Below are 22,459 nucleotides of genomic sequence, written 5' to 3'. Positions count from 1 at the left end.
GTCTCCTGAGGCTGCCGGTCGGACCGCCAGGGGAGGGGCGACGGTCCGACCGGCAGCGTAGATCAGGGGGTGCTGATCACCGGCTGGGCGGGCATCGTGAACGGCGTGCCCAGGAAGAAGCCCGGGTGCGGCGGCTGGTTGTACGCCGTGTTCTGCCACGCGATCGCGACCCGGTAGGTCTGGTCGTGCAGCAGGGTCCACACGCGGGTGCTCGTGACGGTCGGCGTCGCGTAGATGCGCAGCGCCGACTCGTCCGACCTCGCCCAGATGACCTCTTCCCGCCAGTCGCCGAACAGGTCGCCGGACAGCACCGGGGTGGACTTGGTGCCGTTGTTCGAGCGCACGTCCGACCCGGTCAGGAGGCGGGTGTCGCCGCCCGTGCCGTACTTGTCGATCCGGGTGCCGTCGAGCAGCTCCCGGGAGGTGTCGCCGTCCCACCAGGCCAGGAAGTTGGCCGAGCTGGGCTTGCGGGCGACGGTCTGCCCGGACGTGTTGCGCAGCTGCGAGTCCGCCGACGACCACGACTCGGCCCCGGGGCTGCCCGACCAGATGTCGCCGGAGACCCCGCGACCGTTGTCACCGGCGGCCGGGGTGCTCCACAGGATCTGACCCGTGCGGGCGTCGGCCATCCACGAGGCGGGCTTGCTGGCGTCCTCGTCGACCTTGTAGTACTCCAGGCCGGGCCGGCTCGGGATCAGGTCGCCCACGTGCCCGGCATCCCCGTGCCCGTTGCGGGTGTTCCACAGGCCGCGTCCGTCGTCGTCGATGGCCGCCGCGCCGTAGAGGATCTCCTGCTTGCCGTCCCCGTCGACGTCGGCCACGGACAGCGAGTGGTTGCCCTGCCCGGCGTACGTGCTGTTGCCCGAGGTCGAGCTGTTCGAGTCGAACGTCCACCGCCGTGTCAGCTGCCCGTTGCGGTAGTCCCACGCCACGATCACGGCGCGCGTGTAGTAGCCGCGGGCCATGATGATCGACGGCCGCGAGCCGTCCAGGTACGCGGTGCCGGCGAGGAACCGGTCGACCCGGTTGCCGTAGCTGTCGCCCCAGCTCGACACCGTGCCGCGGGCCGGGACGTAGCTCGTCGTCGCGCCGATCGCACCCGTCTGGCCGGTGAACACCGTGAAGTACTCGGGGCCGGACAGCACGTAGCCCGACGAGTTCCGGTAGTCGGCACCGGAGTCGCCGATGACCTGGCCGGTACCTGAGCGGGTGCCGTCCGCGGTCTTCATCGCGACCTCGGCCTTGCCGTCGCCGTCGTAGTCGTAGACCTGGAACTGCGTGTAGTGCGCACCGGCGCGGATGTTGCGGCCCAGGTCGATCCGCCACAGGCGCGTGCCGTTCAGCTCGTACGCGTCGACGTACACGTTGCCCGTGACGCCGGACTGGGAGTTGTCCTTGGCGTTGGTCGGGTCCCACTTCAGGACGATCTCGAGCTGGCCGTCACCGTCCAGGTCGCCGACGCTGCCGTCGTTGGCCACGTAGTCGCCGCTGGGCTTCTGGATGGGGACGTCGAGGTAGCCGTTGCCGAACGTGAGCGACGTCGCCGAGGCCGCCTGTTCGGACCCGTTCACCACGGCGCGGACCGTGTAGGTGGCGCCGGCCGAGGCGCCGGAGTCGAGGTAGTTGGTCGAGTCGGTGATCGGGCCGGCGATCTTCGTGCCGCCGCGGTAGAGGTTGAACCCGGTGCTCGCGGACTCCGTGCCCAGCAGCCGCCACTGGACGAGGTTGTTGCTGCCGGAGCGCACGCTGATGAGGCCGCGGTCGAGCTTCTCGGCCTGCCATGCACCGGCCGGCGGGGTCGTGCTCGTCGGCGTCGGGGTCGGGGTGGCGGTGGGCGTCGCCGTGGGGGTCGTGGTCGGCGTGCTGGTGGGGCTGACCGTCGGGCTCGTCGTCGGTGTCGACGTGCCGCCGGTGCACGTGGTCCCGTTGAGCGCGAACGTCGTCGGCACCGGGTTGCTGCCCGACCACGAGCCGTTGAACCCGAACGACGTGCTCGCGCCGGACGCGATCCCGCCGTTGTACGAGACGTTCGTCGCCGTCACCTGCGAGCCGCTCTGCGACGTCGCCGCGTTCCACGCCTGGGTGACGGTCTGCCCGGCGCCGAACGACCACGTCAGGGTCCAGCCGGTGACGGCGTCCCCGAGGTTGGTGACCTTGACGTCGGCCCCGAAGCCGGCGCCCCACTGGTTGGTCACCGTGTAGTCCACACGGCAGCCTGCTGCCGCGGTCGCGGGCTGCGCGACCGCGACCCCGACACCGATGGCCATCGTGGCCGCCATCAGCCACGGGATGGTTCTGCGAGGGTGGGACATGGTGCTTCCTCCTGCGGTCACGGCCGACGTCCTCGTCGGAGGGCACGACGCAGCCCTGAGGGGAACGTAGGGACTGGCGCGCGCGCGGACCTAGGGAGTGAAACCTTTCATCGGAACACGCTTACCACCGATAACGTTCTCCTACCGCGCCTCGGGCACGAGGTACGTGCCGTGCCCCTCCACGACGAGCCCGTCGGCGAACACCAGCACCTCGTCGACCAGGCCACCCGACTGGTTGCGGTAGGTGATCACGAGGACGCCCACCCCGGCGTACACGCGCTCCACGGTGAAGTGCAGGTCCGGCATGAGCCGCAGGCCCTCGGTCCAGTACTCGCGGAGCGCCTGCTTGCCACGGACCACCCCGCCGCTGGACGGCACCACGCGTGCCGCGGTGGGGGACGTGAAGACGACGTCGTCGTGGAAGTGCGCCAGGACGGCCTCGACGTCGTGGGCGTTCCACGCCTCCACCCAGGCGGCGCTGTACGCGAGAGGTTCGGGGATGCTCACCGCGGCAGTGTGCCACCGAAGGTTCGCCCGGTCACCGGATGCGGGGGTCATCGGGTGCACCTAGCGTCGGATCCCATGCTGGACCGTGTCAACGAGTCGCCCGTGGACTCGTCGGAGGACCCCGACGAGCGTCCGCTCCTCGGCGACCGCTACCGCCTCGACGCGGTGCTGGGACGCGGTGGCATGGCCACCGTGCACCAGGCGCACGACGTGCTGCTCGAGCGGGACGTGGCCGTCAAGGTCTTCCCCGCGGTCCACGACGGGACCGACGACCTGCTGCGCAACCGTGCCGAGATCCGGGTCCTCGCCACGCTCAGCCACCCGGGCCTGGTCACGCTGCACGACGCCGGCACCGTGCACGGCGACGACGGGTCCGAGCAGGTGTACCTGGTCATGGAGCTGGTGGAGGGGCCGACCCTCGCGGAGCGGCTCCGGAAGGGCGCGCTCGACGTCGACCAGACGGCCCGCGTCGGCCGGGACGTCGCCGAGGCCCTGGCGACCGTGCACGAGCGGGACATCATCCACCGCGACATCAAGCCGGCCAACATCCTGCTGACCAGTGCGGACTCGCTCGACGCCACGCGGCGGCGGGGCGAACCCGCGGTCAAGCTCGCCGACTTCGGCATCGCCCGGCTCGCGGACGCGACCCGCCTGACCATGACCGGCATGACGCTCGGCACGATGAGCTACCTGAGCCCCGAGCAGGCCACCGGGACCGAGCTGGGACCGGCGAGCGACGTGTACGGGCTCGGGCTGGTGCTGCTGGAGTGCGCGACCGGCCGGCCGGCTTTCACCGGCACGATGGCGGAGATGGCGACGGCACGGCTGGTCTCGCCACCCGACGTGCCCGTCGACCTCGACCCTCGGCTCGGCGACCTGCTCACGCGCATGACCCGGATGGCGCCCCAGGAGCGGCCCGACGCCCACGAGGTGGCGCAGGACCTGGCCGCGATCCTGGCGGGTGCGTCGGGGGAGACCCTGGTGATGCCTGCCGCGGAGAGCGCCGCCGCGAGGAGCCTGCCACCGCAGAACCCTGCCACGGAGATCCTGGCTGCGGAGAGCCCCTCGCCCGAGAGCATCCCGGTGGCAACCCCGCGCCGGTGGACCCGGCCCGCGCTGGTCGGTGGTGCGCTCGTGCTCCTCGTCGGCGGCACGCTGCTGGTGGGGCAGCTCGCGTCCGGCGCCGGGGACCCGGTCGTCCCGCCCTCGTACCCGGCGGTCGAGGGGCCCGTGGGCGAGTCCCTCACGCAGCTGCAGGAGAGTGTCGAGCCATGAGGCGCGCGGTGCGGGCCGGCGTCGTGCTCGTCGTCGCGCTCGGGTGCGTCGGCTGCGGCAGCGCGCCGGAGCTGGCGGCGGACCGCGCGCAGTCCCTCCAGGAGTCGGTGCTCGCCGTCACCCAGGCCGCCAGCGAGGCACGGTGGGCCGACGCCCGGGTGCTGCTCGCCGACACGCAGGCGGACCTCGACGCCGGTGTCGACGCAGGGGACGTGTCGACGGCGCGGTACCGGGAGATCGACGCCGCCCTCGACCGTGTGGCAGCCGAGCTCGCGACGGCCCAGGCGGCCGCGGACCAGGCTGCAGCCGCTCAGGCGGCCGCGGAGCAGGCCGCTGCGGAGCAGGCGGCTGCCGAGCAGGCCGCTGCCGACCAGGCTGCGGCCGAGCAGAAGAACCAGCCGGCGCCTCCCGCCAAGGAACCGCCGGGTCCGAAGGACAAGGGCCCGGGCAAGAACAAGTAGGCGCTCTCAGGGTCCGGTTCCGGGGGATCACCGATGCGCGCACGCCGCACAGGGCGGCATGCTGGGGATGTCCGGCCGCCCCGGCCGGCACGAGAGGAGCAGCACCATGGGCAGCATCCACGATGGCATGGCTCGACAGGGCCTCGTCCGGCCGGTCGACGGCCGAGTGCTGGGCGGGGTGTGCGCCGGTCTCGGGCGCCGGTTCGGCATCGCACCGGTCCCCGCGCGGCTCCTGTTCGTCCTCGTCCTGTTCGTCCTGCCCGGCAGCCAGCTGCTGATCTACCCGCTGCTGTGGATCCTGATGCCGACCGAGCACCCCGTGCAGGCTCCCGTGCCCACCGTCCCCGGACAGCTCTGAGGCCCGCCGCGACCGAGGTCGCGGCGGGCCTGCAGGCTCACGCCGGCGAGACGGTCGAGGCGTAGACGTCGTTCGCCTCCGCGTCGGCCCGGGTGTGCGCCACGGTCATGTGCAGCAGGTCGGTGTCGTACCCCGCCACCGAGACGCGCACGAGGTCGCGAACCGTCGTCGAGCTCGTCGACGGCCGGAACGCGAACTTGTCGCCGGGCGAGACCCGCGGGGTCACCGCCGAGTGGGCGGGGACGTCCCCGAAGAAGGCTCCCGAGATGGTGAACGAGCTCTGCCACGGGGAGTTCAGGCCGTTGCTGCGGACCAGGGTGCCGTTGAGCCCCTCGACCAGCAGGCTCAGCTGGTTGGCGTCCAGCGGGCCGGAGTTGGCCACCTGGATGCGGAAGAGGACCTCTTCGAGCGTGTTGATGACAGCCCCGGGCGGGTCGACCTGGACGATCTGGACGTCCAGGAAGTCCCTCGGGTAGGTCTCGAACTCGTCGGCGAGGTCGGTGAGGATGGTCATGATGGTTCCCCCTGCTGTGCGGTGCGGACCGGCTCTCGGTCCGACCACCCGAACGTAGGTCGGCAGGGGTTCGGCGCTACAGCGGGGAAACCCCTGACGACACCCCAGAGCGCTCCATCCGGCGCGACAGGTCCGCGCGGTTGCGCAGCCCGAGCTTGCGGTAGGTCCGGGTCAGGTGGGCCTCCACGGTCGACTCGCTCACGAACATCCGAGCGGCGATCTCCCGGTTGCGCAGACCGTCGGCCACGAGGCCGGCGATCTCGCTCTCGGTCGGCGTCAGGTCGTCGTCCGTGCTGCCCCGGACACGGTCGAGGAGCTCGACGACCACCGCATCCCAGCCGCGCACGCCGGCGTCCCGGAAGGTCGTCAGGCACCGCTCGCCCTGCTCGCGGGCCGACTGCCGCCGACCTGCCCGCAGACCCGCGGCGAGCACGAACGACCCGGTCCGGGCCGCGTCGAGCCCGTACCCGAGGCCCGCGAGACGGTCCTGTGCCCGGCGGAGGGTGTCGAGGGCCTCCGGCTGGTCCCGCAGGAGCATCAGCAGTCCCGTGCCGGCCTGCACCTGGGCGTCCGCCCACGGGGACGCCAGCGACGCGGAGTGCTGCCGCAACCGGTGCACCAGGTGCTCCACGCGGTCGGTCTCACCCGCGAGAGCGGCCACCTGGATCGCCTGCGGGAGCACCGGCACGGCTCCGGGGTGGACGTAGCCGAGGGCGTCGAGCACGTGGAGCGCGCCGAGCAGCTCGTCCAGCGCGCCCGGCCAGTCGCGACGTGCAGCCGCCGCGACGCCCCGGACGTGTCCCGCCATCGCCAGCCGCGGCCGCTCACCGACGCGCGCGGCCCAGGCGTCGAGCCGGTCCGCGTGCGTCCGGGCATCTTCCGGGTCTCCGCGGAGCCCGGCGAGCAGACCGGCGGGGTAGGCCAGCCACGCGAGAGCCCGGTCGTCCGCGCAGTCCCGTGCCGCCTCGGACCCGTCCTCGACGTGCTGCGCGGCGACGTCGAGGTCGCCCGCCGCCAGCGCCACCTGCGCCAGGTCGTGCAACCGGTACGACCGCTGGAACTCCGCGCCGTTGCTCCGCGCGCTGCGGTGCATGGACTCGAGGTTCGTCCGCGCCCGGCCGAGGTGGCCGTCCCAGAGCTGCTGGCGACCCTGGAGGACCTGCGGCCAGAGTGCGAGCTGGGACTGGACCACCTCGCTCCCGACGGCCACGGCCTCCTCGATCAGCCCGTCGGTCCGCCGGCCGAGCAGCAGCGACGTCGTGGACACGGCGGACGCCGCCTGGGCGACCAGGACCGCGTCGTCGAGCGACCGGCCGGTCTCGAGCGCGGCCTGTGCGCAGGCAAGGCCCTCGTCCAGGCGGCCGAGGTGGATGCCGAGGAGCCACCCGAGCAGCCCGAGCACCCGGCCGCGCAGGCTCGCGTGCGCGACCGACCCGTTCTCCGGGACCTCCTCGAGGGCCGTCCGCAGGACGACCTCCGCGTCAGTGAAGTCGAGCACGACGCGGCCGGTGACGACGGACGCGCGCAGCGGCCCGGGCTCGAGCCGTTCCAGCAGACGGTCCGCGAGCCGCAGCGCCGTCGAGAGGTCCCCGGCGGTGGCGCACTGCATCATCCGGGCCAGGGTGCGCCGAACGGAGGCGTCCTCGTCGTCGGGTGGGGTCAACCGGGCGCTGTCCCCGAACAGGTCGGCTGCGAGCCGCGGAGCGCCCCGGCGGGCGATCCGGCGCGCAGCCGACTCGATCTCGTCCGCCGCCGCAGCATCTGTCCCGTCGACGGCGCGGGCCAGGTGCACCGCCCGGGCGTCGGGATCCTCGAGCGTGCGCGCCAGCGCCTCGTGCAGGCCGCGACGGTCCAGGGCGTGCATCCCGGCGAGCACCGCGGTCGAGATCAGCGGGTGCGTGAACCGCAGGCCGAAGTCGTGCTCGAGTACCACCACCTCGGCATCGAGGCCGGGGCGGACGGCGTCGTCGACGCTCCGGAGCCCGGCGGCCGATGCGAGGACCCGCAAAGGCGACGGACCCGCGAGCGCGAGCAGACGCACGAGTCGCAGCGTGTCCGCGGGCAGCCCGGCCACGCGGTGGCCGAGCGCGGCCAGGGGGGACCCGTCGGGCGGGCAGCGTGTCCCGAGCTGGTGGGCGCGGGCGAGCTCGAGCGCGAAGAAGGGGTTCCCGTGCGCCAGCTCGCCCACCTCGGAGACAGCCGGGAGGCTCAGCGTGGGCACCGCGGCGGTCACGATGCGACGCAGGCTCAGGCGTTCCAGCCCGGCCAGGTCGAGCCGCTCGACACCGCCGTCCAGGCCGGGTGCGGGGATCGCGAGCTCCTCGGGGCTCCACGTCCGCGCGGTCGCCAGCAGCGAGACGGGCTCGTCGCCGAGCCGGCGCAGCGCGAAGCGCAGGGTGTGCCGCGTGATGTCGTCCAGCCACGGCAGGTCGTCGACGGCGATCACGACCGCACCCTGGGCGGCCAGGGTGCGGAGCTGGTCGAGCACCCACCGAGAACGTTCGACCGCGGGCAGGTCGGCCGCCAGGTCCGCGGACGCCGGGAGGCGGTCGAACAGGTCGTGCAGGCCCTGCGCAGGGTTGTCGCGGTCCTCCTCGCTGGGCCGTGCCACCAGCACCAGCGCCTGCGCCGCCCGGCAACGGTCGACGCCGTGCTCCCACAGGGTCGTCTTGCCGATGCCCGCCTCGCCGACCAGGACGAGGGAGCGACCGTGCGCGGCGAGCCGGACGTCGTCGGCGAACGACTCGACGCGCCGGAGCTCGGTGTCGCGCCCGACGATCCGCGGAATCCTGCGGCCGGGAACGTGCAGGGAGGGGCCTCGCGGCTGCGCCGTACCGAGGAGATCCACCACGGGATCAGGAGCGGCGCCCCCCACGGGCTGATACCGCCGTGGGCGCGCGCTCCGCGACGCCCGGCGGCAGCGGTTCGCTCGACGAGGTGAGGTGGCGGGGCCGGCGCGGGACGGGGACGTCGGTGAGGACCGGGGCGGGGAGCGCCTTGGTCAGCTCGCCGACGAGGGCGCGCCAGGACTGCTCCGCCGCCCGCAGGTGCGTCGCCACGTGCTCGGGGGCGATGTGCCCGACCGCGCCGATGCCGTCCGCCGCGTCGAGCGCGTCCTGGCCCCGCTCGATCGCCGCCCGTGACGTCCGGTAGTTCGCCGTGTCCCGTGCGCTCGGCGGGGTCAGCACCTCGAGCACCGCTCCGGCGTCGTCGAACATCGAGCGCAGGAGCGCCACGGCGTGCGGGCGGTCGCCCATCGAGAGCCGCTCCGCGGCGTCCGTGACGGCCGTGACGATGGTCGAGTGCGCGAGGCGGTCGACGGTCGCGGTCAGCGCGCCGGGTGCGACCTGGATCTGCAGCAGGAGCGCGACGGTCCGCCCGAGCACCCGCTCGGAGCGCTCGCGGCGGACCCGCCGCCGCTCGGTCGCCTGCCGGGCCTCGTCCTCCGCGCGCAGCTCCAGGGCGAGCGCCTCGCGCTCCCGGCGCTCGGCTTCCTGCCGCGCCGCGTTCGCGCGTCGGGAGACCTGCTCCGTGGCCGCCCGCACGTGGTGCTCGGACTCCGTCTGGGCGCGGTGCACCAGCTCGACCGCGAACGGGTTGGCCGGGCTCGCGTAGCCGGTGTCGGTGTAGCCGAACAGGCCGATGTGGTGCTCCTCCGCCCACAGGAGGGCGGTCTTGGTGTACCCGGACCGGGAGTAGAACACGGCGACGAACGAGCCTGCCGCCACCCGGAGGTCCTCGAGGTCGCTGCGTCCGACGGGGCTGCGGCGGTGCTCGACGCGGCCCGCGAAGTCGATGCCGACGAGGTCCAACTCGATGGCGGATCCCGGGCCGGTGACGCGCACGTCGGTGCGGGCCAGGACGGTGCGGGCGTGCCGCTCGGCGAAGCGCTCGGCGTCGCGCCACTGCGGGTCCTTGCCCGTCGTGCTCACGTCCACCTCCTCCACCGTTGCCCGGCCAAGTCAGACACGCCACGACGGTAGTGACGGCTGGTCCTGCCGGAGTCGACCGTCCGGGTGACGTGCTCGACGCAAACTGCCGGTCGGCACGACACGCCGGACGAATCGACCGGGTGAAACCGGGGCGCCCACCGGGCGTGGCGGTGGCAGGGTGGGCGTCATGACGGCACGGTGGCCCGCGTTCGCCCCGGCGCTCGACCGCGCGGCACACCATGCGCGCGAGTGGCTGATGTCCCTCGCCGAGCGACCCGTGCACCCGCGGGCCCGTCCGGACGACCTCGCAGCCGTCCTCGGGGGGCCGCTCCCCGACGGGCCGACCGCACCCGAGACCGTCGTCGACGAGCTCGCCGCCGGCATCGAGCCGGGGCTGATGGGGATGCCGTCGGGGCGCTTCTTCGGCTGGGTCATCGGAGGGACGCACCCGGCCGCGCTCGCGGCGGACTGGCTCACGAGCGCGTGGGACCAGAACACGGCGATGCGGCACTCGACACCCGGGGTCGTGGCCGTGGAGGACGCGGCCGCGGCGTGGGCGCTCGACCTGCTCGGCCTGCCGCCCGACGCCGACGTCGGGTTCGTCACCGGCGCGACGATGGCCAACTTCACCGGGCTCGCGGCGGCCCGCCAGCACGTGCTCGCCGACGCGGGCTGGGACGTGGGCCGCGACGGGCTCGCGGGCGGCCCGCGGGTCCGCGTGCTGGTCGGGGCGGAGCGGCACGAGACCCTCGACCTCGCCCTGCGCTACCTCGGGCTCGGGACGCCGACCGCGGTCGCCGCCGACGACCAGGGCCGACTCGTCGTCGCCGACCTCGACCGCGCGCTCGCGGAGGGCGGCGGACCGACGATCGTCTGCCTCCAGGCGGGCAACCTGCACTCCGGCGCGTTCGACCCGATGGCCGAGGCCGTCGACCTCGCGCACCGGCACGGCGCGTGGGTGCACGTCGACGGCGCCTTCGGACTCTGGGCGGCCGCGTCGCCGCGGCTGCGCAGCCTCCTCACGGGCTACGAGCGCGCCGACTCGTGGGCCACCGATGCGCACAAGACCCTCAACGTGCCGTACGACTGCGGGCTGGCGATCGTCGCGCACCCCGAGCCGCTGCGCCGGGCCTTCGGCATGCGCGCCGAGTACTTCGCGACGTTCAGCGGGTCGGGGGACCCGTTGGAGAAGGTGCCCGAGCTGTCGCGGCGTGCGCGCGGCGTGCCGGTCTGGGCGGTCCTGCGGTCGCTCGGGCGCAGCGGGGTCGCGGACCTCGTCGACGGCCTGGTGGCGAACGCCCGGGCCATCGCCGACGGCATCGCGACGATCGACGGCGCGGAGATCCTCAACGACGTCGTGCTCACCCAGGTCTGCGTCGGGTTCGGCTCCGACGAGCGCACCCGTGCCGTCACCGCCCGCGTGCTGGCCGACGGGGTGACGTGGATGTCAGGGTCCCGGTGGCAGGGCCGCGACGTGCTGCGGGTCTCGGTGAGCAACTGGTCGACGGACGCCGAGGACGTCGCGCGCTCGGTCGACGCCGTCCGACGGGCGGCGTCGGCCGGCTGACGTCAGCGCGGCTGGTGCTGGTCGGGGTCGGCGGGCGGCGCGGCCGGCGGGTCGAACACCGTCCCGATGCCGACCGCGACGGGCTGGGCGGTCGCCGGGCCGCGCCACCGTCGGAACCAGCGCACCGCCGCGACGACCAGCGCCGCGATCGCGCCGCCGAAGGCGAGCCACGGCAGGAGCACCCCGAGCACGATGGCGACCCCCGAGACGACCACGACCAGGGCGTCCCACCCGGCCACGAGGCCCTCGAGGAACGACTGCGGGCCGGTGGGCGGCTCGACGGGGGCGGGCGGCGCGACGTAGGGCGGCAGGTCCGGCCCGACGAGCGCGACGTGGATCGTCGACAGCGACACCTGCTCGGCGATCGCCGCGCGCTGGGACCGGAGCTGCTCCAGGGCGGCCTCCCGCTCGGTGAGGGCGTTCTCGGCGGTGATGATGTCGTCGTGCGTCGTCGCGGTGGCCAGGAGGGTGGTCATGCGCTCGACCGAGAGCTCCATCGCGTGGATGCGCGCGTCCAGGTCCTGCGCGGCGCCGGTGACGTCCTTCTTGGTCAGGTTCACCTTCTCGACGTCACCGAGCTCGCGCAGCGCGACGAGCGTCGGGGACACCGCCGCCGCGGGCAGGCGGATGGTCAGCGTGGCGGTGCCCACCTCCGTCTCCGTCTGGGCCTGCTCGGCGCGGTCGTCGACCCGCCCGTCGGCGTCCTCGGTGAGCCGGACGATGGCGTCGGCGGCGACCCGCGGGTCCTCGACCGCCATCGCGACCTCCCCGGTCTGGACGACCTGACGGTTCGCGTCGACCGTGCTCGCCGCGGGTGCGACGCCTCCGTCGGCGGCGCCAGTGCCGGCGTCGGTACCGCCCTCGTCCGCGCCGACGGCGCCCTCCTCGGTGCCGCCCTCGACCTGGGTGTCGGCGGCGCTGTCGTCGCTGCCGGTGCCCACGTCGCCGCTGCACGCGCTGAGGGTCGCCGTGAGGGCGACGACGCCGGCGACCAGCAGGCGGGTGGTCCGGGTGCGGACGGTCGGTGCGGGGTGGCTCGTCGTCGGCTTCATGGCCGTGACCGTAGGGCTGCGGGGGAGGCTGTGGGTCGGCTGTGACGCAACTGTGACGGCAGCAGCGGAGGCGGGACCGAATCGTGACCGCGCCGTCACCGCACCGCGTTCGCGCTGCTCAGAGGGCGTACGCGGTCGAGGTCCAGAGGTGGACGGCTGCGTAGGCCCGCAGGGGCCGCCACCGTTCGGCCAGCCGGGTGACGTCCGTCGCGGACGCGACACCGAGCGCGCGGCGCAGAACGAGGTCGCCGACGGGCATGGCGTCGCGGTCGCCGAGCACGCGCAGAGCCAGGTAGTCCGCGGTCCACGGACCGATCCCCGGGAGGGCGAGGAGGTGCTCGCGAGCATCCGGCGCGCTGAGGTGCAGCCCGTCGGCGCACGCCCGCGCGAGGGCGTGCAGCGTCCGGGCGCGGGAGTGCGTGATCCGTACGACGCCCTGCAGCTCCACCGGGTCGACCCCCGCGAGCCGTTCCGGCGTCGGGTAGACGGTCAGCCCGCCCGGCCCGGGCTCGCCGTAGGCAGCGGCGAGCCGCCCGCCGAACGTGCGGGCCGCGGCGAGCGACACCTGCTGACCGAGCACCGTCGTGACCGCCGCCTCGAAGCCGTCGGGGTGGCCCAGGATCCGCAGCCGCGGACGGGTCCGCACGAGCGGGCCGAGGACGTCGTCGTCGCCGAACGCGTCGAGCACGGCGTCGAGGTCGTCGCCGAGACCGAACCACGAGGCACCCAGAGCAGCCAGATCCGCCTCCGACCCGACCGACGAGCGCAGCGCGACCCGGTCGGCCCCGAGGGTCGCCTCGACGAGCGCCGGTTCGTCGCCCAGCAGCACGACACGTGTCACCGTTCCGGTGCCCACGGTCTCCACCCCGGGCACCGCGTGGGCGACCAGCGAGGCGAGCGCCGGCGCCGGGTCGAACGGCTGCTGCAGGACGAGAGAGGCGCTCACGCGTCGACGGTAACCTGCTGGACGCTTTACCAAGTCAATGTATTCACATGGAAAGGATGCGCCCCACGCGTGGCAGTGCTAGAACTGGTCTAGCTGATCGCACCGGGAGTCCGGAGCGACCAGCCGGTCGCAAGTAGGGCCGCGTTGCCGAGGGTCACGGCGAGAGCCGGGCCGCCCGTGAGGGTTCAGGGAGTGCGCCAAGCCTCGTGCCGGCGAGACGCCTTCTCCGTGGCGCCCCGTCCCCGAGAACAGGGGACGGGGCGCACCTACGTACTCTGGACGACGTGCGCGCTCATCTTCTGCCTGCCACCGTCGACGAGACGGCGGCCGACGGGGTCCAGGGGTTCGTCGTCCCGACGATCTCGCTCCTCGCCGCTGTCGTCGTCGCCTATCTGACCGCGACGCTCCTCGCGGTGCTGGTCCGGCGGCTCGCGCGTCGCTCGTCCGTCGCCGCCGACCTCACGCGCCGCTCCCGCAAGCCCATGCGCGCGGTCCTGCTGGTCGTCGCGGTCTGGATCGCGCTGCGCCTGAGCACCGACCCGTCCGACTGGACCCGGACCGTCGAGCACGTCCTCCTCATCGCGTTCATCATCACCGTGGCCTGGCTGATCGGCAGCCTCGCCTTCGTGCTTGAGGACGCCGCCCTCCAGCGCTACCGGATCGACGTCGCCGACAACCGGCACGCCCGCCGCGTCCGCACGCAGGTCCAGGTCCTGCGCCGCATCACGGTCGCGGTCCTTGTCCTGTGCGCGATCGCGGCGATCCTGCTGACGTTCCCGTCGGCGCGCACGCTCGGCGCGAGCCTCCTGGCGTCCGCGGGGCTCATCTCGATCGTCGCCGGACTGGCCGCGCAGAGCTCCCTGGCCAACGTGTTCGCCGGGCTGCAGCTCGCGTTCACCGACGCGATCCGGGTGGACGACGTGGTCGTCGTGGCCGACGAGTGGGGGCGGATCGAGGAGATCACGCTCACCTACGTCGTCGTGCACGTCTGGGACGACCGTCGGCTGATCCTGCCGTCCACGTACTTCACGACGACACCGTTCGAGAACTGGACCCGCCGCGCGGCCGACCTGCTGGGCACCGTCGAGCTCGACGTCGACTGGGAGGTCCCGGTCGAGGCGGTGCGCACCGAGCTGACGCGGCTGCTGCAGGACACCGACCTGTGGGACCGTCGCGTGGGCATCCTGCAGGTCACGGACGCGGTCGGCGGGATGGTCCGCATCCGCGCGCTCGCCAGCGCCGTCGACGCCCCCACCCTGTTCGACCTGCGGTGCTACGTCCGCGAGGGGCTGGTCGGCTGGCTGCAGCGCGAGGCGCCGCAGAGCCTGCCGAAGACCCGGTGGGAGGGCGCTTCGCCCACCCCGCCCACGGGACGCCGCGCGGCCGCCCGTCCGGACTCCGCACCCACGCCCGTCCTGCCGGTCCCCGGCGGGTGGGCCCCGGACGACACGCAGACCATCACGACCGGCGGCCAGGACGCCCGGCTCTTCACGGGCAGCATCGAGGCGCTGGAGCGGTCGCGGAACTTCTCGGGACCCGGGCAGGACGTCATCGACGAGCGCGAGCAGACCGCCGACGACCACGGTGAGGGGCGGCAGCCCTGATCGAGCCCGTCACGCCGGACCTGCTGGTCGACCGGCTGGTGCAGCTCGTCGACGCACGCGACGGCAGGGTCCGTGTCCTCGTGGACGGCGCACCGCCGACGCGACCCGCCGACCTGGCCGACGCCCTCGTCGACCCGCTCCGGGCGCTCGGCCGACCGGTGTCCCGGGTGCACGCCGACGACTTCCTGCGGCCGGCCTCCGTGCGGTTCGAGCACGGGCGGCACGACCCGGACGCCTACCTGGAGGACCGGCTCGACGCGGGTGCGCTCGGGCGCGAGGTCCTCGACCCGTTCACCTCGCTCGGCCGCTACCTGCCGACGCTGTGGGACGCCGTCGCCGACCGGTCGACCCGGGCCGCGTTCGTGGACGTCCCCGAGCGCGCCGTCCTGGTGCTCGACGGCAGCCTCCTGCTCGGGCGCTGGCTCGACGCCGACCTCACCGTGCACCTGACGGTCCGCCCGTCGACCCTCGCGCGCCGGACGGCGGCGGAGGACCGGTGGACCCTCCCGGCGTTCGCCCGCTACGACGAGGAGACGCTTCCGACGCAGGTGGCGGACGTCGTGGTCCACGCCGACGACCCCCGCCACCCCGCCCTGGAAGCGTTCCGCTGAGGCCATAGGCGGCGTCTGCAACGGCACCTGTGTCGGGTTCGGTCGGCTACGTCGGGACGGCTGCCGTCAGGCGGGCTGCCAGGCGGTGCATCGCGTCGGCCAGCTCCGGGGGACCGACGACGCGCAGGGGGACGCCGAACATCGCGAATCGCGCGGCGACGCCGTCCCACGACCAGGCGCTCAGGACGGCGCGGCAGCGGTCGTCACCGAAGGACTCGACGAGAGCGTCCCGACCGGCCCACTGCGCGACCTCGGAGGCGGCCATGCCGACCTCGGCCTCGCCGCGGCACGGCCACGGGTTGACGTTGCTGAAGCGCTCGGCGACGAAGGCGGCGACGTCGGTGGCGGGCAGGGGCCGGGGTGCGAACCGCGGCCCGGACCCGGTCTTCGGGGTCATCTTGTCGACGCGGTAGGTGCGCCAGTCGGCACGGTCGAGGTCGTAGCCGAGCAGGTACCAGCGCCCGCCCCAGGTGACCAGGTGGTGCGCCTCGGCGCGGCGGGGGAGCCGGGTGTCGCTGCCTCCGTCGTAGTCGAACCGGAGCACCTCGTGCGCGCGCACGGCCGCGCCGACGGCCATGAGCACCTGCTGGTCGACCTGCGGGCGGGTGCTGCTGCCGCCGCGGGTCACGGCGGTGACCTGCAGGGCGTCGGCCGCGGCGCGCAGCCGTGCGGGCATGACCTGGCGGAGGGTCGCGAGCGCGCGCACGGCGGCCTCGTCGACCCCCGCGACGCCCGTCGACGCGGTCTGCAGGGCCACGACGAGGGCGACCGCCTGCTCGTCGTCGAGCAGGAGCGGGGGCATCTGGGTGCCGGCGTCGAGCCGGTACCCACCGTCGGGTCCCTTGCTCGCGTGCACGGGGTAGCCGAGCTCGCGCAGCCGGTCGACGTCGCGCCGCACGGTCCGCGGGCTGACGCCGAGCCGGTCGGCGAGCGCCTCGCCCGGCCAGTCGCGGCGGGCCTGCAGCAGCGACAGGAGCGAGAGGAGTCGGGAGGACGGCGTGGACATGTCCTCAGGATGTCACGCAGTAGAGGACAGAAACTGACCGCTACGACCGACAGGCTGGCTCCTGTACCCACTCGACCACCCGTCCGACCCAGGAGAACCATGATCCAGACCCGAGGACTCACCAAGGACTTCGTGGTGAGCAGCACCGAGACCGTGCACGCCGTGCGCGGCATCGACCTCGACATCGCCCCGGGCGAGCTCGTCGCCGTCCTCGGCCCGAACGGCGCCGGCAAGTCGACCACGATGCGCATGCTCACGACGCTGATCCGGCCGACCGCCGGTACCGCGACCGTCGCGGGGGTGGACGTCGTCGCGGACCCGGGAACGGTCCGGCGACACATCGGCTACGTCGGGCAGGGCAACGGTGCCGGGCACCAGCAGCGCGCCGCGGACGAGCTGACCATGCAGGGGCGCGTCTACGGGCTCGACCGCGCGGCCGCCCAGCGGCGCACGGCCGAGCTGCTCGACGCGCTCGACCTGACCGCGCTGGCGAAGCGCAAGGTGTCGGACCTGTCCGGCGGCCAGCGGCGGCGGCTCGACGTGGCACTCGGTCTGGTACATGCGCCGCGCCTGCTCTTCCTGGACGAGCCGACCACGGGCCTCGACCCGCACAACCGCGCCAACCTGTGGGAGCACATCTCGCGGCTGCGCGCCGAGCACGACATGACGATCGTGCTCACCACGCACTACCTCGACGAGGCCGACACCATGGCCGAGCGCGTCGTGGTGGTCGACCACGGCCAGGTCATCGCCGACGACACCGCGGACGGGCTGAAGCGCACGCTCGCCGGCGACCGGGTGGTGCTGACCGTCGCGGTCGGGGGGACCGCGTCGCGCGTCGCGTCGATCGTCGAGGCGCTGCCCGGTGCCCGGGACGTGTCCGTCGTCGGCGACCGCGTGGAGGCGCGGGTGGCCGACGCCGGTGCAGCCGTGCCCGAGCTGGTCCTCGCGGCGTCCGGCGCCGGGGCGCCCCTGCTCGAGGCGCTCGCCGTGCGGCCCACGCTCGACGACGTCTTCCTGGCCCTCACGGGCCGCAGCCTGCGCGACAGCGCGGAGAACACAGGCACCACCACGACCATCGGCACGGAGGCCGCAGCATGAGCACGATCACCGTCGACGCCCCCACCCGCACGCTGACCCCCGTCCGGAGGTCGTGGTTCGCGGACGTCTGGCTCGTCATGACCCGCGAGCTGCGCCCGGTGGTCCGCGAGCCGTTCTCCGTCGTGTTCGGCCTGATCCAGCCGCTCGTCTTCCTCGGCCTCTTCGGGCCGCTGCTCGTCGGGTCGGTCGGGGAGACGGGGGCCTTCTCGGGAGCCGACGTCTGGCAGTGGTTCGTGCCGTCGATCCTGGTGATGACCACGCTGTTCGGCACGTCCACCACCGGGTCCAACCTGCAGTTCGAGATGCAGACCGGTGCGCACGAGCGCCTGCTGGTCACCCCGCTGTCGCGGTCGTCGCAGCTGGTCGGGCGCTCGCTGAAGGAGATGGTGCCGCTCGTCGCGCAGGCGGTCATCCTCGTCCTGGTGATGCTGCCGTTCGGTTTCCGCGCCGACCCCGTCGGGGCGCCGATCGGGCTGGCGATGCTCGCGGTGCTGGGGGTCGGGCTGGGGTCGCTGAGCTACGCGCTGGCGATCGCTGTGCGCAAGCAGGAGTGGATGTTCTGGGCCGTGCAGCAGACGGTGCTGTTCCCGCTGCTGATCCTGTCCGGGATGCTCCTGCCGCTGGAGACCGGGCCGCAGTGGATGAAGGTCGCCTCCGCGTTCGACCCGCTGCGGTGGGTGGTCGAGGCCGAGCGGGCGCTGTTCGCCGGCGACCTGACCAGCAGCGCCGTCGCGGCGGGGTGGCTCGCGGCGGTCCTCACCGCGGTCGTCGGGCTGGCCGTCGGGGTGCGGACCCTGCTGCGCAGCACCGACTGAGCACCTCACATCGCCCGTCCGTCGCGCGTCTGCTCCTTCGAGGGCGCGCGACGGGCGGGCCGTGTCAGTGGGTGGGGGAATGATGTCGGCCATGACCGTCCAGGAGCTCGACGTCCCCGAGGGTGTCGGAGTGGATGTCCGTGTGGTGCACACGGTCGTGGCGTCGCCGCTCGGCCCGATCACGCTCGTCGCCCACGACGGTGGTCTGTCCGCGCTGCTCCTGCAGAGCTCGAAGTACGAGTCCGTGCAGGGACCGTTCGGCGAGCGCGCCGACGACGAGTTCGACGAGGTCCAGACGCAGCTCGACGAGTACTTCGCCGGGACGCGCACGCAGTTCGACCTGCCGCTGCACCTCGTCGGGACCACGTTCCAGCGCCGCGTGTGGGAGGGGCTCCTGCGCATCCCGTACGGGCACACGCGGTCCTACGGGGAGCTCGCCGCGGAGATCGGGCTGGACCCGCGCACCTCGTCACGGGCCGTCGGGGCCGCCAACGGGCGCAACCGCATCGCGATCGTCGTGCCGTGCCACCGCGTCATCGGTGCGGACGGGTCCCTGACCGGGTTCGCCGCCGGGCTGGAGCGCAAGCGGTTCCTGCTCGGGCACGAGGCCAAGGGCCGGCCGCGCGAGCACCTGCTGTTCTGAGGAGTACGGGGGGCAACCCCACCGCCTTTCGGGGGAGTGCTCCATGGTTCCCGGTGGCACCCCGACAGCAGGCTGAGATCACCCGATCCACGAGGAGATCTCATGATGAAGCGCCAGAGCAAGGCCCGTGCGGCTGTCACGATCGCCGCCGTGTGCACGGTCGCGGTCGGTGCCGTGATCACCGGCACCCCGGCGTACTCCGAGGGCCGCGCGTCCCGGGACGTCGTCCAGCGCGAGCTCGACGGGCTCGTCCGCGACGCAGGCTTCCCCGCCGCGCTGGCCACCTACCAGGACCCGCGAGGACGCAGCCGGGACTACACCGCGGGTGTCGGCAACCTGGAGACCGGGACGCGGGTGCCGCTCGACGGGCAGGTGCGCATCGGCAGCAACACCAAGACGTTCGTCGCCGTCACGCTCCTGCAGCTGGTCGACGAAGGAGCGGTCGAGCTCGACGCCCCGATCGAGACGTACCTGCCCGGACTGGTGCACGGCGACGGTGTCGACGGCAGCCTCATCACGGTCCGGCAGGTGCTCCAGCACACCAGCGGCGTGCCCAACTACACCGCGGTGATCGACCCGGACTTCTTCGCCACCCGCCACCAGTACGTCGAGCCGCACGAGCTGCTCGACCTGGCGCTGACGCAGCCGGGCACGCCGCCGGGTGCGGGGTGGTCGTACAGCAACACCAACTACGTCATCGCCGGCCTGATCGTGCAGAAGGTCACGGGCCGTCCGCTGGCGGAGGTCGTCACCGACCGCGTCATCGACCCGCTGCACCTGCGGAACACCTACGTCCCCGACCGCGGTGAGGAGGAGCTCCGCGAGCGCCACCCGCTCGGGTACCACGCGTCGGCGCCCGGCGGCGAGCTGCGGGACATCACCGTGCTGGACGCGGGCTGGGCCTGGGGTGCGGGCGACATCGTGTCGACCCCGAGCGACCTCGACGCGTTCTTCGTCGCGCTGCTCGGCGGCGAGCTCCTGCCGCCCGGGCTCCTCGCCGAGATGCGGACGACCGTCGAGACGGCGCCGGAGCTGAACGGCATGCGGTACGGGCTGGGGCTCTTCAGCACGCCGCTGACCTGTGGCGGCGTCGCGTGGGGGCACGGCGGCAGCATCCCCGGGTACGAGACCGGTGGCGGTGTCGGGCCGGACGGCCGGTCGGTGACGGTCGCGGTGACCGCGCTGCCGGCGGCGACGGCGGACCCCGAGGCGGCGTGGGAGCGGATCAACCAGGCGGTCGACGCGGTGCTCTGCGCGTAGCCGTCACGTGGCCCGGTGCAGGTCCGGGCGCTGCGACGGACGGCCCGGCAGGTCGGGGGAGTACCGCCGGTAGCCGTCACGCAGCCGGACCGCACCGGGTTCGACGGCCTGCACGTCCTGCCAGTGCACCAGGAACGTCCCGCGGTGGCGCCACCGCAACCAGCGCGCCACGAGCGCGGGGGACCGCACCCCCGTCCGCTCGTAGCCGAGGAACGAGGTACCGGTCCGCGCGCTGACCAGCAGCCCGTGCAGGCGCGGTGCGGCGAGCGTCCCGTCCAGCGGGCCGTCGAGCACGAACCGGACGTCCACCACGTAGCCCAGCGGCTCGTCGTCGGGTCCGTTCACGGGGGCGTCGAGCAGGTCACCCAGGATCATGGCGGCCTCCCGGCAGGCGTCCGATCACGCGGTCGCGGACCCACCGCTCGGTCCAGGTGACGTCGAGCGTGTCGCCGCGGACGCCGAGCGCCACGGTGGTGCCGACGTCGGCGACGTGGGTCCAGCGGATGCGGTGCCACCGTGACGACGGCGGCCGCCCGCCGAAGACCCGCGTGGCCAGCACGGCACCGCTGAGCAGCGACGTCACGACGGCGGGCCGGCTCCCGTCGGGCAGGTCGCTCCCGTCGACGCCGTGCACCTCGAGGTCGTCGACGGTGCAGACGGGGACCCCGTCGACGTCGAGGACCTGCCGGTCGAGCAGGTGCAGCCGGGCGTCGAGCACGAGCCCGGGCGGGTGCTCGTCGGGCGGAAGGTTCATGAGCCCGCTCCCGTCGCGATCATCAGAGGGATCGCGGCGACGGATGCCGTCACGATGATGACCAGGTAGACCAGCGCCAGGGCGTTGGTGACCTTGCCGTTCACGTGCTCGCCCATGTACTCCGGGTCGTTGGCCACGATCAGGATGGGCAGGTAGGTCAGCGGCAGTGCGATCGCGGAGAACACCACGGAGAACTCCGTGACCTTGATGGGGTCGACGCTCGTCATGAGCACGCCGACGGCCACCAGGATGCAGACGATCATCGTCAGGTGGAACCGGGCCGCCTGCGCGGGGCGGCGGAACTTCCCCCACGACCAGCCCATGAACTGCGCCAGCGTGTACCCGCTGGACAAGGACGTCTCGAGGGCGGCGCCGAACGTCGCGGCGACGATCCCGACGATGACGACCGCCAGCGCGAGCTTGCCCCCGGCGAGCGCGACGGGCAGCACGATCTGGGACAGCGACGACACCTCGATGCCCGCCGGCAGGAACACGATCGCGGCGCACGCGGCGATGGCGATCGACAGGATCCCCCCGAACGGGAAGCCGACCAGGACGTTGAGCCGAGACTGCGCCAGGTCCTTCACGGTCCACCTCTCCTCGACCGCGCCGGAGGAGAAGAAGAACACCTCGTACGGGGTCATCGCCGCACCGAACAGGGCGATCGCGTAGTACCAGTACACGGCGTGCCCCTCGGCGGCCGGCACGGCGGGGGAGAACGCCTGGTCGGCGAGCTCGCTCCAGTCGGGTCCCAGGAGGAACACCGCGACCGCGAACACGACGAGCGTGAGCCCGACCAGACCGGTGACGTTCTCCATCGTCGAGAACTTCGTCCGCCACACCACCAGCCACAGGGCGAGCGCCGCGACGGGGATCCACAGGCGCGGCTCGACGCTGCTGGCCAGCTGCAGGGCGAGCGCGATGCCGCCGACCTCCGCGGTCAGGGTCAGCAGGTTGATGAGGAAGGAGGCCGTGAGGTTCGCGCCCGCCGCGCGGGGGCCCAGGCGCTCGCGGATGATCTCGAACGTCGCCCGCCCGCTGACCGCCGCGACCCGCCCGGACATGCTGGCGAACAGGCAGATACCGACCACGCCGACGACGACCACCCACGCGAGGGAGAGCCCGAACCGGCTGCCGACGACCGCGTTCGTGACCAGGTCCCCGATGTCGAGGAACCCGCCGATCGCGGTGAGGATGCCGAGCGCGACACCGAGGAGCCGCTTCACCCGCCCGTCACCTCGTCGAGCGTGGCGGTGAGGCTGTCCAGCGCGGTGGCGCTCGCGTCGAGGGCGGCGACGACGGCTGCCTCGTCGGCACCGGCACCGTTCGCCCACCCACGGGCGTCCGCGACGGCGAGCTGCGCGTCCCGGACCGCGGTCAGCGCGTCGGCCTGCCACGCGGCTCCCGTGCCGTCGGCGGGAACGAACGTCGCGACGGCGTCGGCGGCCTCCTCCAGCACGTGCACCTGGTCGAGCAGCGCCGTGTCCGTGACGGCCGCGATGCTGCGACCGTCGCCGAGCAGCTCGGTGGCCAGCGTCGCGGTCCCGACCGCCGACGACGCCTGCTCCAGCGGCGCCGTGAGCGCCCGGGCCTCGTCGACGGTCGTCGCGGCCGAGCCCACGGCGCACCCGGCCGCGGCTGCGACCGCGGCGAGCCCCAGGAGCACCCGAACGACCCGCATGGACGCATCGTGGCTCGCGGCGGGCCGGGGCGCGCGTCGAGCAGGGATGCGGGGGCCCGC

Annotated in this window: 22 protein-coding genes; 10 read left to right on the top strand and 12 right to left on the bottom strand. The window is 73.6% G+C overall.

From position 1 onward, the window contains the following. Positions 1 to 62: 62 nt before the first annotated feature. Positions 63 to 2,312 (bottom strand): cellulose binding domain-containing protein, encoded by a 2,250-nt coding sequence (locus ASF78_RS05365; RefSeq protein ID WP_056585509.1) that lies wholly within the window; start codon positions 2,310 to 2,312, stop codon positions 63 to 65. A gap of 141 nt (positions 2,313 to 2,453) precedes the next feature. Further along, on the bottom strand, positions 2,454 to 2,819 hold the full coding sequence (locus tag ASF78_RS05360) for a nuclear transport factor 2 family protein (RefSeq protein WP_235518396.1): 366 nt from the start codon (positions 2,817 to 2,819) through the stop codon (positions 2,454 to 2,456). A 75-nt stretch (positions 2,820 to 2,894) separates the two neighbouring features. Between ASF78_RS05360 and ASF78_RS05355 the strand changes: the two genes are divergently transcribed. From ASF78_RS05355 to ASF78_RS05345, 3 genes are all read left to right on the top strand, one after another. Next, entirely contained in the window at positions 2,895 to 4,094 is a 1,200-nt protein-coding gene (locus tag ASF78_RS05355) for a serine/threonine-protein kinase (RefSeq protein ID WP_056585507.1), read from the top strand. Next, complete coding sequence (locus ASF78_RS05350; protein ID WP_056585504.1) at positions 4,091 to 4,555, top strand: hypothetical protein; 465 nt, start codon at positions 4,091 to 4,093, stop codon at positions 4,553 to 4,555. Before ASF78_RS05355 ends, ASF78_RS05350 begins: the two co-directional genes overlap by 4 nt. 106 nt (positions 4,556 to 4,661) lie before the next feature. Next, positions 4,662 to 4,913: a PspC domain-containing protein gene (locus ASF78_RS05345; RefSeq protein WP_056585502.1), complete on the top strand. Its 252-nt coding sequence runs from the start codon at positions 4,662 to 4,664 to the stop codon at positions 4,911 to 4,913. Positions 4,914 to 4,950: 37 nt separating this feature from the next. Here the strand turns inward: ASF78_RS05345 and ASF78_RS05340 are convergent, their stop codons facing one another. The 3 genes from ASF78_RS05340 to ASF78_RS05330 form a co-directional block, all read right to left on the bottom strand. Then, entirely contained in the window at positions 4,951 to 5,427 is a 477-nt protein-coding gene (locus tag ASF78_RS05340) for a hypothetical protein (RefSeq protein WP_056585500.1), read from the bottom strand. Positions 5,428 to 5,503: 76 nt separating this feature from the next. Then, positions 5,504 to 8,275 carry a LuxR C-terminal-related transcriptional regulator gene (locus ASF78_RS05335; protein ID WP_056585498.1) on the bottom strand — a complete coding sequence of 924 codons (2,772 nt, stop codon included), beginning with the start codon at positions 8,273 to 8,275 and terminating at the stop codon, positions 5,504 to 5,506. Between the two features lie 7 nt (positions 8,276 to 8,282). Beyond that, complete coding sequence (locus ASF78_RS05330) at positions 8,283 to 9,359, bottom strand: hypothetical protein (protein WP_156374045.1); 1,077 nt, start codon at positions 9,357 to 9,359, stop codon at positions 8,283 to 8,285. 187 nt (positions 9,360 to 9,546) lie between these two features. Here ASF78_RS05330 and ASF78_RS05325 point away from each other — a divergent pair, with 187 nt between their 5' ends. Next, on the top strand, positions 9,547 to 10,926 hold the full coding sequence (locus tag ASF78_RS05325) for a pyridoxal-dependent decarboxylase (protein WP_056588199.1): 1,380 nt from the start codon (positions 9,547 to 9,549) through the stop codon (positions 10,924 to 10,926). Between the two features lie 2 nt (positions 10,927 to 10,928). Here ASF78_RS05325 and ASF78_RS05320 read toward each other — a convergent pair whose 3' ends face one another. Both ASF78_RS05320 and ASF78_RS05315 read right to left on the bottom strand, forming a co-directional pair. Beyond that, entirely contained in the window at positions 10,929 to 11,978 is a 1,050-nt protein-coding gene (locus ASF78_RS05320; RefSeq protein WP_056585494.1) for a DUF4349 domain-containing protein, read from the bottom strand. A gap of 118 nt (positions 11,979 to 12,096) precedes the next feature. Next, the gene (locus ASF78_RS05315) at positions 12,097 to 12,924 is read right to left on the bottom strand and encodes a DNA-3-methyladenine glycosylase (RefSeq protein ID WP_056585492.1); all 828 of its coding nucleotides are present in this window, start codon (positions 12,922 to 12,924) and stop codon (positions 12,097 to 12,099) included. 284 nt (positions 12,925 to 13,208) lie between these two features. Between ASF78_RS05315 and ASF78_RS05310 the strand changes: the two genes are divergently transcribed. Then, complete coding sequence (locus ASF78_RS05310) at positions 13,209 to 14,528, top strand: mechanosensitive ion channel family protein (protein WP_235518394.1); 1,320 nt, start codon at positions 13,209 to 13,211, stop codon at positions 14,526 to 14,528. Between the two features lie 38 nt (positions 14,529 to 14,566). After that, on the top strand, positions 14,567 to 15,139 hold the full coding sequence (locus ASF78_RS05305) for a uridine kinase (protein ID WP_235518391.1): 573 nt from the start codon (positions 14,567 to 14,569) through the stop codon (positions 15,137 to 15,139). A 46-nt stretch (positions 15,140 to 15,185) separates the two neighbouring features. On the opposite strand, the gene ASF78_RS05300 is transcribed toward ASF78_RS05305, so the two are convergent. Next, a complete protein-coding gene (locus tag ASF78_RS05300; RefSeq protein WP_056585489.1) occupies positions 15,186 to 16,145 on the bottom strand; it encodes a YafY family protein in 960 nt (319 codons plus the stop codon). A gap of 99 nt (positions 16,146 to 16,244) precedes the next feature. On the opposite strand from ASF78_RS05300, the gene ASF78_RS05295 reads away from it, so the two are divergent. From ASF78_RS05295 to ASF78_RS05280, 4 genes are all read left to right on the top strand, one after another. After that, positions 16,245 to 17,246, top strand: a complete 1,002-nt coding sequence (locus tag ASF78_RS05295; RefSeq protein ID WP_056585487.1) for an ATP-binding cassette domain-containing protein — start codon at positions 16,245 to 16,247, stop codon at positions 17,244 to 17,246. After that, on the top strand, positions 17,243 to 18,061 hold the full coding sequence (locus tag ASF78_RS05290) for an ABC transporter permease (protein WP_056585485.1): 819 nt from the start codon (positions 17,243 to 17,245) through the stop codon (positions 18,059 to 18,061). The genes ASF78_RS05295 and ASF78_RS05290 overlap by 4 nt, the downstream gene beginning before the upstream one ends. A 91-nt stretch (positions 18,062 to 18,152) precedes the next feature. Continuing rightward, the gene (locus tag ASF78_RS05285) at positions 18,153 to 18,704 is read left to right on the top strand and encodes a methylated-DNA--[protein]-cysteine S-methyltransferase (RefSeq protein WP_056585483.1); all 552 of its coding nucleotides are present in this window, start codon (positions 18,153 to 18,155) and stop codon (positions 18,702 to 18,704) included. A gap of 102 nt (positions 18,705 to 18,806) precedes the next feature. Next, on the top strand, positions 18,807 to 19,964 hold the full coding sequence (locus ASF78_RS05280; protein WP_056585480.1) for a serine hydrolase: 1,158 nt from the start codon (positions 18,807 to 18,809) through the stop codon (positions 19,962 to 19,964). 3 nt (positions 19,965 to 19,967) lie between these two features. Here ASF78_RS05280 and ASF78_RS05275 read toward each other — a convergent pair whose 3' ends face one another. The 4 genes from ASF78_RS05275 to ASF78_RS05260 are packed head-to-tail and all read right to left on the bottom strand — an operon-like array spanning position 19,968 to position 22,399. Continuing rightward, complete coding sequence (locus ASF78_RS05275) at positions 19,968 to 20,339, bottom strand: hypothetical protein (RefSeq protein ID WP_056585478.1); 372 nt, start codon at positions 20,337 to 20,339, stop codon at positions 19,968 to 19,970. Next, the gene (locus ASF78_RS05270; RefSeq protein ID WP_056585475.1) at positions 20,326 to 20,718 is read right to left on the bottom strand and encodes a hypothetical protein; all 393 of its coding nucleotides are present in this window, start codon (positions 20,716 to 20,718) and stop codon (positions 20,326 to 20,328) included. Before ASF78_RS05270 ends, ASF78_RS05275 begins: the two co-directional genes overlap by 14 nt. After that, positions 20,715 to 21,944, bottom strand: a complete 1,230-nt coding sequence (locus ASF78_RS05265; RefSeq protein WP_056585473.1) for an NRAMP family divalent metal transporter — start codon at positions 21,942 to 21,944, stop codon at positions 20,715 to 20,717. The genes ASF78_RS05270 and ASF78_RS05265 overlap by 4 nt, the downstream gene beginning before the upstream one ends. Beyond that, positions 21,941 to 22,399, bottom strand: coding sequence for a hypothetical protein (locus tag ASF78_RS05260; protein ID WP_056585471.1), 459 nt, complete (start codon positions 22,397 to 22,399; stop codon positions 21,941 to 21,943). The genes ASF78_RS05265 and ASF78_RS05260 overlap by 4 nt, the downstream gene beginning before the upstream one ends. Between the last annotated feature and the right edge of the window lie 60 nt (positions 22,400 to 22,459).

The sequence above is a fragment of the Cellulomonas sp. Leaf334 genome, assembly GCF_001424195.1.
Taxonomy (GTDB): Bacteria; Actinomycetota; Actinomycetes; order Actinomycetales; family Cellulomonadaceae; genus Cellulomonas.
This window is presented reverse-complemented; position numbering and strand designations above follow the sequence as displayed.

What these genes read in the sequence shown, in the direction of transcription:
- ASF78_RS05270 (WP_056585475.1), bottom strand. Translation starts at nt 20,718, where the DNA reads ATGAACCTTCCGCCCGACGAGCACCCGCCCGGGCTCGTGCTCGACGCC.
- ASF78_RS05275 (WP_056585478.1), bottom strand. Translation starts at nt 20,339, where the DNA reads ATGATCCTGGGTGACCTGCTCGACGCCCCCGTGAACGGACCCGACGAC.
- ASF78_RS05320 (WP_056585494.1), bottom strand. Translation starts at nt 11,978, where the DNA reads ATGAAGCCGACGACGAGCCACCCCGCACCGACCGTCCGCACCCGGACC.
- ASF78_RS05300 (WP_056585489.1), bottom strand. Translation starts at nt 16,145, where the DNA reads ATGTCCACGCCGTCCTCCCGACTCCTCTCGCTCCTGTCGCTGCTGCAG.
- ASF78_RS05355 (WP_056585507.1), top strand. Translation starts at nt 2,895, where the DNA reads ATGCTGGACCGTGTCAACGAGTCGCCCGTGGACTCGTCGGAGGACCCC.
- ASF78_RS05285 (WP_056585483.1), top strand. Translation starts at nt 18,153, where the DNA reads ATGACCGTCCAGGAGCTCGACGTCCCCGAGGGTGTCGGAGTGGATGTC.
- ASF78_RS05365 (WP_056585509.1), bottom strand. Translation starts at nt 2,312, where the DNA reads ATGTCCCACCCTCGCAGAACCATCCCGTGGCTGATGGCGGCCACGATG.
- ASF78_RS05290 (WP_056585485.1), top strand. Translation starts at nt 17,243, where the DNA reads ATGAGCACGATCACCGTCGACGCCCCCACCCGCACGCTGACCCCCGTC.
- ASF78_RS05340 (WP_056585500.1), bottom strand. Translation starts at nt 5,427, where the DNA reads ATGACCATCCTCACCGACCTCGCCGACGAGTTCGAGACCTACCCGAGG.
- ASF78_RS05345 (WP_056585502.1), top strand. Translation starts at nt 4,662, where the DNA reads ATGGGCAGCATCCACGATGGCATGGCTCGACAGGGCCTCGTCCGGCCG.
- ASF78_RS05295 (WP_056585487.1), top strand. Translation starts at nt 16,245, where the DNA reads ATGATCCAGACCCGAGGACTCACCAAGGACTTCGTGGTGAGCAGCACC.
- ASF78_RS05350 (WP_056585504.1), top strand. Translation starts at nt 4,091, where the DNA reads ATGAGGCGCGCGGTGCGGGCCGGCGTCGTGCTCGTCGTCGCGCTCGGG.
- ASF78_RS05260 (WP_056585471.1), bottom strand. Translation starts at nt 22,399, where the DNA reads ATGCGGGTCGTTCGGGTGCTCCTGGGGCTCGCCGCGGTCGCAGCCGCG.
- ASF78_RS05280 (WP_056585480.1), top strand. Translation starts at nt 18,807, where the DNA reads ATGATGAAGCGCCAGAGCAAGGCCCGTGCGGCTGTCACGATCGCCGCC.
- ASF78_RS05325 (WP_056588199.1), top strand. Translation starts at nt 9,547, where the DNA reads ATGACGGCACGGTGGCCCGCGTTCGCCCCGGCGCTCGACCGCGCGGCA.